At 49.8% G+C, this 15,416-nt stretch carries 12 protein-coding genes; 8 read left to right on the top strand and 4 right to left on the bottom strand.

The genetic code is table 11. The features are described from left to right. Nucleotides 1-73: 73 nt before the first annotated feature. On the bottom strand, nucleotides 74-2,449 hold the full coding sequence (locus tag AC2T0J_RS09765) for a TonB-dependent receptor (protein WP_489809945.1): 2,376 nt from the start codon (nucleotides 2,447-2,449) through the stop codon (nucleotides 74-76). 290 nt (nucleotides 2,450-2,739) lie between these two features. On the opposite strand from AC2T0J_RS09765, the gene AC2T0J_RS09760 reads away from it, so the two are divergent. Both AC2T0J_RS09760 and AC2T0J_RS09755 read left to right on the top strand, forming a co-directional pair. After that, complete coding sequence (locus AC2T0J_RS09760; RefSeq protein WP_489809944.1) at nucleotides 2,740-3,645, top strand: LysR substrate-binding domain-containing protein; 906 nt, start codon at nucleotides 2,740-2,742, stop codon at nucleotides 3,643-3,645. Then, nucleotides 3,645-4,460, top strand: a complete 816-nt coding sequence (locus tag AC2T0J_RS09755; protein WP_489809943.1) for a helix-turn-helix transcriptional regulator — start codon at nucleotides 3,645-3,647, stop codon at nucleotides 4,458-4,460. The genes AC2T0J_RS09760 and AC2T0J_RS09755 overlap by 1 nt, the downstream gene beginning before the upstream one ends. On the opposite strand, the gene AC2T0J_RS09750 is transcribed toward AC2T0J_RS09755, so the two are convergent. Then, entirely contained in the window at nucleotides 4,457-5,407 is a 951-nt protein-coding gene (locus AC2T0J_RS09750) for a LysR family transcriptional regulator (protein ID WP_489809942.1), read from the bottom strand. The genes AC2T0J_RS09755 and AC2T0J_RS09750 overlap by 4 nt on opposite strands. A 97-nt stretch (nucleotides 5,408-5,504) precedes the next feature. Here AC2T0J_RS09750 and AC2T0J_RS09745 point away from each other — a divergent pair, with 97 nt between their 5' ends. From AC2T0J_RS09745 to AC2T0J_RS09720, 6 genes are all read left to right on the top strand, one after another. Next, the gene (locus tag AC2T0J_RS09745) at nucleotides 5,505-6,947 is read left to right on the top strand and encodes an NAD-dependent succinate-semialdehyde dehydrogenase (RefSeq protein WP_489809941.1); all 1,443 of its coding nucleotides are present in this window, start codon (nucleotides 5,505-5,507) and stop codon (nucleotides 6,945-6,947) included. A gap of 1 nt (nucleotide 6,948) precedes the next feature. Continuing rightward, a complete protein-coding gene (gabT, locus tag AC2T0J_RS09740) occupies nucleotides 6,949-8,235 on the top strand; it encodes a 4-aminobutyrate--2-oxoglutarate transaminase (protein WP_489809940.1) in 1,287 nt (428 codons plus the stop codon). 249 nt (nucleotides 8,236-8,484) lie between these two features. Beyond that, on the top strand, nucleotides 8,485-9,363 hold the full coding sequence (locus AC2T0J_RS09735) for a mechanosensitive ion channel family protein (RefSeq protein ID WP_489809939.1): 879 nt from the start codon (nucleotides 8,485-8,487) through the stop codon (nucleotides 9,361-9,363). Continuing rightward, entirely contained in the window at nucleotides 9,363-10,334 is a 972-nt protein-coding gene (locus tag AC2T0J_RS09730; protein ID WP_489809938.1) for a zinc transporter ZntB, read from the top strand. Before AC2T0J_RS09735 ends, AC2T0J_RS09730 begins: the two co-directional genes overlap by 1 nt. Before the next feature lie 113 nt (nucleotides 10,335-10,447). After that, on the top strand, nucleotides 10,448-11,926 hold the full coding sequence (locus AC2T0J_RS09725) for a methyl-accepting chemotaxis protein (RefSeq protein ID WP_489809937.1): 1,479 nt from the start codon (nucleotides 10,448-10,450) through the stop codon (nucleotides 11,924-11,926). Further along, nucleotides 11,926-12,453, top strand: a complete 528-nt coding sequence (locus tag AC2T0J_RS09720; protein ID WP_489809936.1) for a DUF6436 domain-containing protein — start codon at nucleotides 11,926-11,928, stop codon at nucleotides 12,451-12,453. The genes AC2T0J_RS09725 and AC2T0J_RS09720 overlap by 1 nt, the downstream gene beginning before the upstream one ends. An 8-nt stretch (nucleotides 12,454-12,461) precedes the next feature. Here AC2T0J_RS09720 and AC2T0J_RS09715 read toward each other — a convergent pair whose 3' ends face one another. Beyond that, nucleotides 12,462-13,394: a histone deacetylase family protein gene (locus AC2T0J_RS09715; RefSeq protein ID WP_489809935.1), complete on the bottom strand. Its 933-nt coding sequence runs from the start codon at nucleotides 13,392-13,394 to the stop codon at nucleotides 12,462-12,464. Then, on the bottom strand, nucleotides 13,384-15,264 hold the full coding sequence (locus AC2T0J_RS09710) for a GNAT family N-acetyltransferase (protein ID WP_489809934.1): 1,881 nt from the start codon (nucleotides 15,262-15,264) through the stop codon (nucleotides 13,384-13,386). Before AC2T0J_RS09710 ends, AC2T0J_RS09715 begins: the two co-directional genes overlap by 11 nt. Nucleotides 15,265-15,416 lie beyond the last annotated feature (152 nt).

Below are 15,416 nucleotides of genomic sequence, written 5' to 3'. Positions count from 1 at the left end.
CGACTGTATTCAACTTAACAAAGCAAAGGGCTGGCTGATCTCTAAGCCGAGATCAGCCTTGCGCTTGATTGAATCAGAAAGAATAGCTAGCAGATAGACCAATTGTACGGGGACGTACACGATACGCTGGATCGGCGAGTTGATCCGGGTACTGCAACCCAAATTTCGGGCTGGAGTATAACTCATCGTTACCACTACTAGTCATATCGTCAGCATTAGTCAGGTTGTCAGCGAAGATACGAAACATCCAGTCATCTTTGCTGAATGCAATTGCAGCGTTCACCAGAGTAGAGCTATCGATTTCATCAATAGTCTGTTCATCATATCCGGTTATAAATGACCCCTTATAAGAAACTCCCAAACGGCTGCTCATAGCTATACCATCGAATATTTCCGTATTGTGAACCAGGCTTGCAGTGAAGGTATTTTCCGGTACACCAGGCATGGTCTCGCCGGCATTCGCAACTAGCAATCCAGATTCGACGCCGTCTTTTACGTTAGGACGATAAAAATCTTTGGTTAACTCTGCTTGCGTATAGCTCCAGCCAACATTCAATTTCAGTGAATCCGTTAGCGCCGCATTGACTTCCAGTTCAAAACCTTTCGACTCAGCCTCATCGGCATTAAACATTACCGGGAAACCACCGTTTGGCGTCTTGAAATTCAGAATTGGGTTTTCCCAGTCAATATAGAACACAGCAACAGAGTAATTAATTTCACCGTCCAGTAAGATACCTTTAGCGCCAACTTCATAGTTGGTAGTTTTATCCGGGTCAAAGTACAGGTAATCCGGGTGTTCGGCATAAACCCCACCCTCTACTTGTTCCGTAGACAGATCATCCACCGGTGCACCGTTAGCACCTCCGTGACGAAAGCCCTGTGCAACGTTGACATACACTTTAGTGTCCAGGTCCAGGTCATAAGACATATTCAGACGATAGAGCAAGTCGTCAAAATCACGCTTGCCTTCACCAGAGCTATAGCCTGTAGGACCTTCGCCACAGTATATCCCGCAAGGCGGCAGCTGCACTGACTGGAAGGCGAAAAAAGATTGATCAAAGTAACGCAGTCCACCCGTTACCTGCCAGTCATCGCTAATGTGATAAGTCAGTTCTGCAAATACTGCACGATCTTCAAACTCGGTGACTTGCACATTGCGATAACCCAAATCAGGTTCAATGGGGTTTTCCATAGCATAGAAGGTATCTACACCAAAAATAAAATCATCTGCCGTTTCATCGTAGTCCTGGTCGGCATAGTAACCACCTACCAGCCAATCAATACTGTCACTCGATCCGGTAAGACGGAGTTCTTGAGTAAATGTGTCATTTTTATAGTGCTTCACGCCCTGCACCACTTCGCGCGGAATGCCTGCGTAGAATTCCCAAAAGCTTTGATATGAATAGCCATAGCTCTGGTCGTGCATGTTATCGGCTTTGTTGGAAGTAAACGCGGTAGACGACGTTAACACGGCTGAATTGCCCAGCTCATGCTCTATAACCAGTGAAGTGATATTCACTTCACGCTCAAACTCGCCAATCATTTTGGCACCCGTGTTATACCCTCCCAGTCCTTCAGAAGCGGCAGTCGAACCTTTAACTTCATCTTTCTGATAAGCGTGACTGAGGATGATATCGGTTTCAGCTGACGGTGCCCAGCGAGCAGAAATACGGGCCATCGTTACATCGATGTCGTTAATATCTTTGCGCGAAAAGACTTCCCCGGTAGGCTGACGGTCGTCATCAACACCTTCGAGGTAGTCGGCATCCATGTAGCCCGCTTCATGCAGTTTCGCAAACACTCCGCGGATAGCGAATTCATCAGAAAGCGGCACATTAACGACGATATCGCCATCCCAATCCGTGCTGTCAGACTCAGCATTCTGTGCCACTTCACCACTAATTTTACCACTGACTTCATCGAACTCAGGTTTGTTTGGGATATACCGTAAAGTACCACTCAAGGAACCTGAGCCATATAGCGTAGACTGCGGACCACGCAGCACTTCTACACGATTAATGTCACGAATTTCCAGGTTGGCAGACATCGGTGTTTCACCCAGATAAACCGATACTGCCGGATCCGTTTTAGAACCAAAATTTTCAAATCCTGAAGCATTCGCGTTGATACCGCGGATAAAAATACCGTTTGAAATACCGTTTTTACCACGGCCTACATCGTTCAGGGTCAGGCCAGGGATGTTTCTTGCGAGTGTGGAAAAGTCCGTGATCCCATTTTCTTCCAGTGATTCACCGCCGTAGGCAGAAATACTATAAGGTACTTCCTGGATAGTGGTTTCACGGCGGGTTGCCGTTACACTGATCACTTCCAGACTGCTCTTTTCTTTTGCTTCACTCTCAGCGTTGGGCGTAGTCTGGGCTTGGGAATACAAAGGTAATCCCAGCAACGCACAACTGATGGCGACATTCACTTTACTCAACTTCAACATTTTGCTTCCCGTTAATACTGTAAGATTTGGATAACTTTATTTTTGTAATTTTATCGTTTGGCAAATTCATACTAGGGTGGCAGCAATTTCCCAGCAAACGATCAAAACTTGTAGGGGTATTCCAAAATGGAATGGCTAGATCAGACCAGTGAAAATGCTTGGTCCGGAATAGATAATAGCGAATGAGGTTTAGCAAGTTCATGCTATGCTAAAAAGCATTAGTCAATGTATATCGGGTAATGGAGTCACCATTTCAGCCCGGTCCGAAAGAAGAGAGAGGGGGTTTTTAAATGGCCAGAAAACTGCCAAGCATTACTTCTCTGCAGTGTTTCGATGAGGTTGCCCGCCACCTGAATATGACCTATGCCGGCGACGCGCTGCACCTGACCCAAAGTGCCGTCAGCCGCCAGGTCAAAAACCTTGAGGAGTTCATTGGACGCCCGCTTTTTTACCGCCACGACAATCAGTTGAGCCTGACACCAGTAGGTGAACAGTACGCGTTTGAAGTGCATAAAATATTAAAAAGCCTGGATGCCATAACACAAAAAATATCCCTCAACGAAGTTTCAAAGAAAGCCGTGGAATTAAAAGTGGTCACCGAGCCCACATTTGCCATCGCATGGCTGATGCCACGATTAACCGAGTTTTATATTAATTACCCGGATATCGAAATTACGCTGGGGACTGATTATGAAACCGTCACCCGTAACACCCGTAAAAGCGACTTCGCGATTTTATGGGGCAATGGTAACTGGCCCCATTACAAAGCCGAACCTTATCGTCGTGACACCTATCTGGCAGTGAGCACCCCCCGTTACATGAAAGGACGCCAGCCCGCACGAACAATGTGCGACGTGGTCCAGTTCAACTTTATTCATCAAAGCAGTGCGATTTCTACAACTGATGAATGGCTGCGCAAAGCCGGTTTGACAGACAAGGAAATTTCCCAGATGGGTGGCCAGAACTTTGAGTACTTTATGTATTTGCTCCAGGCGGTAAAAAGCCATCTAGGGGTGTCGATTTTCCCGGAGTATTTAGTCAAAGACAGTTTGGCCTCCGGTGAGCTGATTCTGGCCTGTTATGAAACCTACACACCGGACGAATGTTTTTACATGCTGTATCCGGAAGAACGCCAGGAAGATTATGCTATCCGGCAGTTTCGCAAATGGTTACTGACCCATAAAGACGATCGCTGATGACTACCCTGCCCGCTGCTTCCGGCTCACAGCCGATCCACGCACAACTGGCTGATGTTATCCGCCAGATCGACAGCGCCGCATTTTATCCGGCGCTGATTAGATGGCTGTGCCGTTTTTTTCCGGTCGACAGTGTGTCGGTAATCTCTTACTCAGAAGACCAGCCGCCAAAGCTGTTATATGAAGCGCTCACCGCCCAGGAACGGGACATTTTTTTTGCCCGTTTTATGGACGGTACCTATGTTGCCAGCCCCTCATATCGCGGTGTCATGGAAAACTATGTGCCAGGCGTTTATCTCTGGCCGCAGCTAATGCCCGATGATTTTCGCGAGTCCGATTTGTATAAGTCCTATTATCAGGCCAGTCAGATAGAAGATCTCGTTTACATTTTTTGCACACCGGCAGCCGGATTACATATCCAGATTGGTCTGGGTCGCCATTCTCCCAATCCGAAATTCAGTCATAGTGATATTGCCAACCTGTATGAATTAGCCGATGTGGTGCTGGAACTTGTTAATAAGCACTGGAAACTCACCGGCAATGACGATCCCCCCGATTCCGTTGTGCTTTCACGGCATGTCACGGAACGGGTAAAGAGCGTCCTGGATAATTTTGGCGCAGACATTCTCACCGAGCGCGAAAAAGACATCGCCAAACTGATTATTTCCGGTTACTCCTCTCAGGCCGCGGCAGAAAAACTGTGTATTTCGCCCGGCACCGAGCGGGTGCACCGGGCCAAGGTCTACGCCAAGCTTAATTTACGCTCTAATTCCGAATTGTTTTCGCTATTTTTAACGCATCTGACCGAAATCTAGCCGGCACCGGCGGCGCTGTCGCGGATCTCCGGGTAAGCTTTGGCACATTCGTCGAGCAGTTCCAGGAATAACTTCACTTTCTTGGGCTCCGCCGGCACTTCTTTATGCACCACGGATTGCGAGAAAGGATAAAAGTAGCGGTTGGCTGAGAGCACTTTAAAGGTGTTATCGGCCAGCTCCTTCTCGATATAGCTTCTCGGCAAATAGCCAATAAACTTACCGGATGCTATCAACGCTTTGCGTGAATCAAACTGATAGGCCGTTGCCCCTGGGTTAAGCTTTTTCACCTGCAGGCGCCCGGCCTGACTTATCTCTACCCCCGGCACAACAGCGGGGTATTGCTGTAACGTGCTATCGCTGATGTTGGCCTCATTCACGCTAAACAGCGGATGATGCTGGCTGCAGCATAAAAAGATTTGCTCATCAAAAGCCGGCTTGTAGCGTAACCCGGCCATACGCCGATAGTCCGGAAACAGCCCCACATGGGCTTTATCCTTGATCAGCGCGCGTTCAATGTTTTCAATCCGGTCACCATCAACGGTAATACGCAACTCCGGCGCTTTGTCATGGATTTTTGCCACCACATCAGCCAGTAACTGGCTGCGGGTTTGATCGAGTATATCCGAGTGCAGTACCACCAGGCTGCCACTCACCTGCTGACTCAGCTGTGATACCGAGTTGGAAAAATCACTCAATGCATCAAACAAAGTCAGTGAAGCCTGATAAACCTGTCGACCGTCCGGGGTTAACACAAATCCACCCCGTCCGCGCTGACAAAGGGTCAGCCTGAGCCGGGTTTCGAGGTTATTCATATGAATACTAATGGTCGAACGGGTCAGCCCCAGCTCATCTTCTGCTGCGGCAAACCCACCGTTTTCCACCACAGATTTGAACACATTCAACAACTTAATGTCGTACTCAGTAATAATCCGGCCAGCTATTTTCATAAGTTTTATAAAATCAAACTTTAGTTTTAATGTTTGATATTTAACTCCTTTACCAGCCCTGATTCAATAGCTGTAATAAAGTTAATCAGGTGAACTTATGAGAAACGATGTAGCAGCCCTGTTTGAACCCGGCTCTTTTATCAATGGCCAGTGGCTCTCTGGCGATAACCACTTTGCGGTAGTCAACAAAGCGACCGGCGACACGCTGGCACAAGTCGCGAATGCCGGGGCAGTTGAAATGGAACTGGCCGTTAAGGCTGCCAAAGAAGCCTTCTCAGCGTGGTCTGCCACACCGGCAGTAACCCGTGGACAGTTACTGCGTAAATGGTTCACGCTGATGACAGAGCGCAGCGACGAACTGGCCGAATTGCTGACCCTGGAACAAGGTAAGCCGCTGGCCGAAGCCAAAGGTGAAATTGCTTATGGTGCGGGCTATATCGAGTGGTTCGCCGAGGAAGCGCGCCGCATGGATGGCGATATATTACCGGCCAACAGCGCCGGGCAGCGTATTTATGTTACCCGTCAGCCAGTGGGCGTCGTGGGCGCCATTACGCCGTGGAACTTCCCGAATGCCATGATCACCCGCAAAGCAGCCGCAGCACTGGCAGCAGGCTGTACCTTTGTGGTTAAACCGGCACGCGAAACGCCACTGTCGGCACTGGCGCTGGCCGCCCTGGCAAAAGAAGCCGGTATTCCGGACGGCGTCATTAACGTCGTCGTGGGGACTGATTCACTGAAAATGGGCGCTGTACTCACTCAGTCGCCTGACGTGGCTAAATTCTCCTTTACCGGTTCGACTCAGGTGGGCAAGGTTCTCACCGCAGACTGCACCAGCACGATGAAACGGGTGAGTATGGAACTGGGCGGTAACGCCCCCTTTATTGTATTTGACGATGCCAATATCGACGCCGCAGTTGCCGGCGCCATGGTGTCTAAGTTCCGTAACGCCGGGCAAACCTGTGTGTGTGCAAATCGCTTTATTGTGCACGAAGATGTGCAAGCCGAGTTTGTCGAAAAGCTGTCAGCCAAATTTGCCGGGCTCAAAGTCGGTAATGGTATGGATGACGGCACGACAATCGGTCCCCTGATTAACGCGGGCGCAGCAGAGAATGTGCATAACCTGGTTAGCACTGCCGTGGCCCAGGGCGCAACGCTGGAATTGGGTGGAGACTGGCAGGCAGGGAGCTTCTACCCGCCAACGCTTCTGACAGACGTACAGCCAGATATGGATATCGTTAACGAAGAGATTTTTGGTCCGGTGGTTACAGTGCTGACTTTCAAAGACGACGCTGAAGCCATCGCTCTGGCCAATACCACAGAATATGGCCTGGCCAGTTATTTTTATTCACAAAATATCAGCCGTATTCATCGCGTTGCCGACGCGCTGCAGTTCGGCATGGTAGGCATTAACGAAGGTGCCATTTCTAATCCGGCAGCGCCCTTTGGCGGTGTCAAAGAGTCCGGCTACGGCCGCGAAGGTTCAAAATATGGTCTGGATGATTATTCCTTTATTCAGTACCGCTGCTTAGGAGGCATTTAAGATGTCTAACAACGAACAGTTACACGCCCGAAAAAACGCCGCGATTGCCAGCGGACAGGGTACACTTTATCCGGCCTATATCGATTATGCGAAAAACTCAGAATTATGGGATGTCGACGGCAACCGTTACATTGATTTTGGCGCGGGTATTGCCGTATGTAATACCGGTCACGCGCATCCCAAGCTGGTTAAGGCCGTCAGCGATCAGATGGCAAAGTTCAGCCATACCTGCGTGATGGTAAACCCTTATGAGTCAGCCGTGGTTCTGGCCGAAAAACTCAATGCACTGGCACCGGGCGACTCGCCCAAGAAATCCATGTTTGTCAGCACCGGCGCAGAAGCGGTTGAAAACGCCATTAAGATTGCCCGGGCCTTTACCGGCCGTCGCGGTGTAATTGCCTTTAACGGTGGTTTTCATGGCCGTACTAATCTGACTATGGGACTGACCGGTAAAATTACCCCTTACAAAGATAAGTTTGGTCCGTTTCCGGGCGAAATCTTCCACGTGCCTTTTCCTATTCCAATTCACGGTGTTACCGAGAAAGACTCTCTTACCGCGATTAAAAACCTGTTTAAAGTGGATATCGCTCCTGCCGATGTGGCGGCGCTGATCATTGAGCCAATTCAGGGCGAAGGGGGGTTTTATGAAGCCAGCCCGGTATTCCTCAAGGCACTGCGCGAACTCTGCGACGAACATGGCATCGTATTGATTTGCGATGAGATCCAGTCAGGCTTTGCGCGCACCGGTAAGATGTTTTGTACCGAGTACGCGAGTATTGAACCCGACCTGATGACCATGGCCAAAGGCATTGCCGGTGGCGTACCACTCTCAGCGGTTGTCGGTAAACAACACATCATGGATGCCTCACCGGTGGGCGGTTTGGGTGGCACGTACGGCGGCTCGCCATTAGCGACTGCGGCAGCCCTTGCGGTACTGGAAGTTATTGAAGAGGAACACCTGATTGAGCGCGCCCGGTTTATTGAAAGCCAGTTCCGCGAAACTCTGGATAAACTTGAAGCCGACTATCCACAACTGATTGGCGATATTCGCGGAAAAGGGGCCATGATGGCACTGGAACTGGTAAACGAAGGCGATGCAGACCAGCCCAACGTCGATCTAACCAAAGCCATTATTGCCGAAGCCATGGCTCACGGACTCGTTTTGTTGGCGTGCGGTTTTTACGGCAATGTTATTCGCTTTCTGCCGCCACTGACCATTGATGATGCCACCCTGGCTGAAGGGCTCAATGCGTTTGTAACGATATTTACAAAGGTCGCCTCCCGCTAGTCATGATGACGTATCCGCCCCAAAGCCTGATGTGAAAGCCGCTTTGGGGCTTCCCTCCCACCCTATATTCTTCTGCCCGGCACTTTTCGCGCTCGCTGCATAGCCCTTACTCACTCTTACCAGTTGCCTTTCTATCAATAATTTTCATCGTTAAGACAAAATTAACGCGGGCTTGTTTTCACCTAAGTTATTTGCATTAATCAATAGCACACTTATTATGAGCGCCACCGATAAATAGGGATAAGACCCGTGGAAGAAACACTACAACAAGTAAAAAACTTTCTGTCGCAAGACCTGTTTACGCTGTTTGATATTACTTTCACCAGCGGTGATTTAATTGCTGTACCACTGATTTATGTGGTCGGTATCTGGCTGATGAAAAAGCTCGCACATATTGCGACTTACCGGTTACGGGCATCCGGAGCCAGCGCCGACACCATTCATTTGTTCAAACGGCTTTTTTATATTATCGCCGGCGCGATTTTAATCGTGACCACGCTGGATGTCATGAACGTGCCGCTCACGGCTTTTGCGTTTCTATCCGGTGCCGTAGCCATTGGTGTCGGCTTTGGTGCTCAGAACATTATTAATAACTTTATCTCCGGCTGGATTTTAATGTGGGAGCGGCCAATCCGCATCGGCGACTTTCTGGAAGTAGACGGGGCCCGCGGCACCGTTGAGACCATTAATACCCGCTCTACCCGTATTCGCCGGGTTGATGGCGTACACATGCTGATCCCGAACAGTAAATTGCTGGAAAACACGGTGGTTAACTGGACGCTTATCGATAACCTTACCCGCACATCGGTGCGGGTTGGCGTAGCTTATGGTTCAGACTGCAAGCTGGTGGCCAGGCTGATTGAAGAAGCCTCGGTACAGCAGGAAGACATTCTTCAAGAACCGAAACCGGTGGTTATTTTTGATGATTTTGGTGATAGCGCGCTGATGTTCGAAACCTTTTTCTGGGTTAACGCCACTAAAGAACGGGATTTAAGACAAATTCGCAGCCGCGTTCGATTTACTATTGATGAACTTTTTGCAAAGCACAACGTCGTGATTGCCTTTCCGCAGCGCGATGTGCATCTGGACGGCACTTTGCAGCTGGTTAAACCTGGCAGGAAACCTTAATGACAATTGTAAATGACCCCTTTTTATGGGCTTATGATGTAAAGCAATCGGGTGAAATCAATAAACTCGATGCAAGTCAAATCACTTCACCAACACCTGAGCAAGGCTACCGGTGGATTCATATCCAATCTGATATTCCGCAAGCCGCGCCTCTGCTCCGGACCCTTGGGTTATCAGAGGATATTACTGACAGCCTGATAGCTCTGCAAACCCGCCCCCGGGTCATCCCGCTCAACCGAGGTGCACTGATCTTCCTGCGCGGCATCAATGTGAATCCGGGCGCTGACCCGGAAGACATGGTATCCCTGCGACTGTGGATTTCTGGGCCACTGATTGTAACTGCTCGTCGTCAGGACCGTAAACTTATGAGCGTGCAGGATACCCAAAAGAACCTGGAACAGGGAGATGTACCAGCCTCTACAACGGAATTGCTGATTGCACTGTTAACCCGTATTGCAGACCGCATCCACGATAAAGTGGAAGACATCGATGAAGCTCTGGGCGACTATGAAACTCAGGAGTCGCTCAACAAGCGCGACCGCAATCAGTTGGCCATGCTACGCCGGCAAACTGCCAGCATTCGCCGCCATTTGGCTCCGCAGCGTGACGCGCTGGAAAACCTGGTACGCATTCCCGGCCTGATACCCGATTCACAGGCTTTTGATCTACGCGACCAGTCAGACCGAATGACTCGTTCGATAGAGGAATTGGATCTCGCCCGCGAGCGCGCCCTTGTGTTGCAGGATGAACTGCGCAACCAGATTGCCGATAAGCAGAACATTCGCATGTATGTGCTTTCCATGATTACCGCCATCTTTTTACCCCTATCGTTTTTAACCGGCGTTTTTGGTATGAACGTAGCGGGTTTACCAGGCACAGAAACACCCAATGCATTTACCTTGCTGATGTCGTCTATGGGCGTCCTTGCGGTAATCATGCTAATCGCTATGCTCTGGAAAAAGTGGTTGTAACTTAAAGGTATTTTTGCGTAGACCAGCTGGGTTAGTTAACGAAAGATTGATCTGGTTTGCTGGCATGATTCGGCTCCTCACCTACACTTAACAAAAATTCTGGAGTTCTGCTTATGTATTCGTGGGTATCCGAAGGACATAAAATATTTCGTGGTGTCTTGGTAGCCCAACTATTACTGGCCATTATTATTGGGCTGATCACCGGCGAGCTTTTTATCGCTTTTTGGCTGGGAATTCCCATTATCGCACTGCCGCTTTTCTTGAGCTTTAATCACCCTGCAGCGGAGATAAGCGCGCATGCTATGGGCATTGGCACCCAGTTAATGACCGCTCTGCACATTCACCAGGCCTTTGGACTGACCGAAATACACTTCGAGATTTTCGCATTACTGGCAGTGTTGGCCGTATTTCGAAACTGGAGAGTGATCGCCTCAGCAGTTGTTGTTGTGGCAGTCCATCACATTGGTTTTTTCCTTCTGCAGGCAAATGAAGTGGCAGTGTATGTTTTTGAGGAAGGTCATGTCACTTTTATCATATTAGTCCTGCATGCATTATTTGCGTTAGTGGAAGGCGGCATCTTAATGTACATGACGAAACGTAGCCATGAGGAAGGTGTTGGTGGTGCAGCGCTGGAAGTTGCCATCAACGAAATCCTGGCCGACCGTCAACAAATCAACTTGCGCGTGAATATCGACAAATCTATCCCCATGCTAAAGCGCTTCGACGAACTGCTTGGCTCGTTACGACAGTTAGTACACGATGCTTCTTCACTGGCCAATGATGTCGCCATTACCAGTGACTTTATGCAATCATCAACCAAGGAGTTGAACGATCACGTTCAACAAAGTAGCCATGAAATTGGCGCTATTTCGGTGGCATCTGAAGAAATTTCAGTAACCTTGCAAGACTCATCCGAACGCACCAATGCCGCTAACGACATTACCAAGGATGCGCGTCACACAACGGGCGAATCCAGGGCCGCGGTAGAGAGTGCTACCGCCACCATTAATTCGCTTCGCGACCGACTGAATAATGCCGCCAAAACCAACCAGGAACTCAACGAACGCTGTGCCAATATTTCCGATGCAATGCGCTCAATTACCGCGGTGGCAGAACAGACTAACTTGCTGGCCTTAAACGCGGCAATCGAATCGGCTCGTGCCGGTGAACATGGGCGGGGCTTTGCGGTGGTTGCCGATGAAGTACGCACACTCGCCATACGTTCTAAAGAAAGTGCCGATGAAATTACTACCATCACTGAACAACTGGTTACCAGCACAGCCTCGTCGGTCAGCCAAATGAATCAGTGTATAGAACTGGTGGATAAAGCCGTCAGCACATCAGGCAATGCCGCCAGTTACATGAGCGGTATTGAAGAAAAAATTCAGGCTGCCAGTGATAATATGATGGAAGTGGCGACTTCGGCAGTGGAGCAGGAGACCGCCTCAAGCTCAATTGCCAAAAGCACGGCTACTATTCATGAACTGGCTAACCTGGAGGCGACAACCGCCGGGGCACTGAAGGCCAAATCCGCACAGCTGGCCGACATGTGTCAGCGTATGTTGCAAACCCTTAAACGCTTTGTGGTGTAATGACACAACGTACTATCATCCTGATCGTTGTGGTATGGGCGCTCGGTATTCTGAGTTTGCTGGGCTTTGCCAGCGTAAATCAGATTAAACCGTTCGATCCATCCATGTTACTGGCCCAGGCGGCCAGTAATCCGCGATTTGATAGCGATTTTACCCAAGCTTTAACCCAGGCAGGGGTTGCGCCGGGCACACTGGTACATATGGTTTCAAGTGGCAACTGTTATTGCGATAAGCTCACAGAATCCCATCGCCAGGAATTATCCCGCGAATTAACGGATGAAGGGTATCAGCTAAAACAGCTTTCTCTGGCGGAGCACCCGGCTTTATCTCGCTATATAGACCATTACCCGGCGCTGGCAGTACTCGATAGCGCCGGGCAATTACGCTACCTGGGCCCATATGCCATTGGCTATGGCTGCTTTACCGGTGCAAACCTGGTGGGCCAGATAAAACAAGCCGCCACCTCAACCGAATACTACGGCGCCAGTATCTACAGCGATGTTAAAGGCTGCTTCTGCGCCGTATAAGCAGTGCCTCAGTGGCTCTGCTCGTCGCCGTGTAAACCTTTGATATGCGCCACCACGCTGCGGCCTAAGGCACTTTGGTTGTAACCGCCTTCCAGCATACTCACGATCCGTCCGTGGCATACTTCATCGGCCACATTGCGAATTTGTTTGCTTACCCAGTGATAGTCATCTTCGCGCAACCGCAACTGCCCCATGGCATCTTCGGCGTGAGCGTCAAAGCCGGCGCTGATTAAAATCAGTTGCGGCATAAAATTACGTAACGCATCAAACCAGTAATTTACTTTTTCACGAAATTCTTCACCGGTTGCGCCGGCTTTCAGTGGCGCACTTAAAATATTGCTGGCCGATACCGGGTGGCCGGAGTGAGGATAAAACGGGTGCTGAAAGGAGGAACACATTAAAATTTGTTTGTCCCCGGCAATGATATTTTCGGTGCCGTTACCGTGGTGTACATCAAAATCGATAATGGCCACGCGCGACAGCTCATATTGTTTCAGGGCATAGCGAGCCGCCACCACAATATTATTGAACAGGCAAAAGCCCATTGCATTATCATATTCAGCGTGATGACCTGGCGGTCGCACGGCGCAAAATGCCTGGCGATCTTCCCCTTCCATCACCCAATCCACAGCATCGCAGCCCGCACCGGCGGCGTACAAGGCAGCGCTTAACGTAACAGGGGTCATGCCGGTATCCTGCTCCAGCCAGATTATGCCAGTACGCGGCGAACGCTGAAAGATACTGTCTACGTAGTAAGGGTCGTGAGCCAGTGCTAAATTTTCCCGTTTCACTTGCTTAGCATCACCATGTTGGCAAATCATCTCCAGGCCAGATGACAACAACTGATCGTCGATAGCGTACAGACGATCGGGATTTTCCGGATGTTCAGAAGACACATCGTGGTGCACGCAATCTCTACCGCGATAAATTTTAATGGTCATTTTCTGCCTCCTGATCCGCCCCTTGCGCTGCTTCGGGCTCCTGCAACGGCAATTCCAACTCCACCTCACTAGGGTCGCTACTAAACAGACGCTTGAATCCGTGATGTTCGAAGATGGCAATCATCGGTTTATTGTCGGCCCGGCAAAACGCCAGCATTTTGTTGATTTTCCGTTTGCGGGCGATGTCGATAAGCTTGATCAGTAACCGACTGCCCATCCCTTTACCTTGCTGCGTTTCGCGAGTAACAAAGGCCGCTTCGCAGGAATTATCGTGCTCGTTGTAATAAAAACGTCCCACCGCATGGATGGTGATTCGGGACCCTTCCTGGCGCACAATGCACAAGGCGGCGTCCGAGTTCTGATCAACACTTACCAGGTTGCAGGACTTCTCCCGGGACATTTGTTTAGGGTCGTAGTTATAGCGCAAACGCAGGGTTTCTTTAGTGTGCGAATAGAAAAACTCCTGCAAACGTCTTTCATCGGCCGGGTTCAGTGGCCGTAAGTAAAAAGTCTCGCCCTGGATCACCATTTTCTGTAACTGAATTGCACCAAGCTCAGGAATATCAGTGGGGTATTTCTGCTGGAAATGCGGTACCCAATAGTTTTTGCGTACTTCAGCAAGCAGATGAGCTCGAAATTTCGGGTGGGCCACACGAATTAGCTCCAGTGCTCGCTCCCGAATACTTTTCCCCCGCAACGACGCAATACCATATTCGGTAACAATGTAGTGTACATTCCCCCGGGAAGTGGTGACCCCCGCACCTTCGGCAATGCAGGGCACTATACGCGACACGGTTTCATTGTGCGCCGTGGATGGCATTGCGATAATGGGTTTGCCGCCTTTACTCATCGACGCTCCCGATACAAAATCTACCTGCCCACCAATGCCACTGTAAAAATCATACCCCAAGGAATCTGCTACCACCTGCCCGGTTAAATCCACTTCCAACGCACTGTTGATAGAAATCATATTGTCGTTTTTGGCAATATTGGTGGGCTTGTTCACATAACTGCTAGGGTAAAACTCAATGTGCGGGTTGTTATGCACAAACTTATAGAGCCGCTCGCTGCCCATACAAAAGCTGGTAACGATTTTGCCTGGGTGGAAAGTTTTTTTGCGGTTAGTAATGGCACCGGAAGCAATGATATCGATAATGCTGTCCGACAGCATTTCACTGTGAATCCCCAGGTCTTTATGGCGCTGCAGGTACTTTAACGTAGCACTGGGGATCTTCCCTACGCCAAACTGCAGGGTGGCGCCATCTTCCACCAACATGGCCACATACTGGCCAATTCGCTCGGTGACACTGTCGATAGCCGGTGCTTCAATTGCCTGCAGCGGCTCTTCGGCTTCGATGCAGGCCGTAAATTCGCTGATGTGAATAAAAGAGTGACCCGCTGTTCGTGGCATTTGCGGGTTGATCTGGGCTATGGCGATTGTGGCATTTCGTACCGCCGACATAGAAATATCTACCGACACGCCCAGCGAGCAATAGCCAAACTCATCCGGCGGGCTCACCGTTACCAGTGCAGCATCCAACGGTAGGGTACCGTCACTGAACAGGCTCGACATTTCAGATAAAAACACCGGGGTATAATCGGCCCTGCCTTCATCCACTGCGCGGCGAATTTCAGCGCCGTGAATAAAAAAGGTATTAACCTTAAACAGCTGCCGGTATTCTTCTTTTGCCCAGCGCGTGTCGCCCAGCGCCAACATGTGCACCAGTTCGATATCGCTAAATCCTTTGCTGTGTTTAATTAAGTCATCGATGAGTGCATAAGGTACACCGGCGTTACCACCAACAAATACCCGGCTGCCTGATTTAATTAAGTGCGGCCAATCCGGTCGCGGAGGCAGAGCAACGGTCATAGTTCCAACTCCCAATTTTAACTGGCTTTATAATGCCACAGTTGGCTACTGATGGCAGACCCAAACTCCGCTTATTTGATCTGGTTGGACTTTGCGCAGTAATTACAACCACAGCAGCATAAAAAAGCCCCGCGATTGCGGGGCTCCTTATT

It is taken from the genome of Alteromonas sp. ISO5 (genome assembly GCF_058105165.1).
Note: the sequence above shows the minus strand (reverse complement) of the source record. Positions and strands in the feature narration are given on the sequence as shown.

What these genes read in the sequence shown, in the direction of transcription:
- AC2T0J_RS09715 (WP_489809935.1), bottom strand. Translation starts at nt 13,394, where the DNA reads ATGACCATTAAAATTTATCGCGGTAGAGATTGCGTGCACCACGATGTG.
- gabT (WP_489809940.1), top strand. Translation starts at nt 6,949, where the DNA reads ATGTCTAACAACGAACAGTTACACGCCCGAAAAAACGCCGCGATTGCC.
- AC2T0J_RS09745 (WP_489809941.1), top strand. Translation starts at nt 5,505, where the DNA reads ATGAGAAACGATGTAGCAGCCCTGTTTGAACCCGGCTCTTTTATCAAT.
- AC2T0J_RS09725 (WP_489809937.1), top strand. Translation starts at nt 10,448, where the DNA reads ATGTATTCGTGGGTATCCGAAGGACATAAAATATTTCGTGGTGTCTTG.
- AC2T0J_RS09730 (WP_489809938.1), top strand. Translation starts at nt 9,363, where the DNA reads ATGACAATTGTAAATGACCCCTTTTTATGGGCTTATGATGTAAAGCAA.
- AC2T0J_RS09750 (WP_489809942.1), bottom strand. Translation starts at nt 5,407, where the DNA reads ATGAAAATAGCTGGCCGGATTATTACTGAGTACGACATTAAGTTGTTG.
- AC2T0J_RS09710 (WP_489809934.1), bottom strand. Translation starts at nt 15,264, where the DNA reads ATGACCGTTGCTCTGCCTCCGCGACCGGATTGGCCGCACTTAATTAAA.
- AC2T0J_RS09720 (WP_489809936.1), top strand. Translation starts at nt 11,926, where the DNA reads ATGACACAACGTACTATCATCCTGATCGTTGTGGTATGGGCGCTCGGT.
- AC2T0J_RS09760 (WP_489809944.1), top strand. Translation starts at nt 2,740, where the DNA reads ATGGCCAGAAAACTGCCAAGCATTACTTCTCTGCAGTGTTTCGATGAG.
- AC2T0J_RS09755 (WP_489809943.1), top strand. Translation starts at nt 3,645, where the DNA reads ATGACTACCCTGCCCGCTGCTTCCGGCTCACAGCCGATCCACGCACAA.
- AC2T0J_RS09765 (WP_489809945.1), bottom strand. Translation starts at nt 2,449, where the DNA reads ATGTTGAAGTTGAGTAAAGTGAATGTCGCCATCAGTTGTGCGTTGCTG.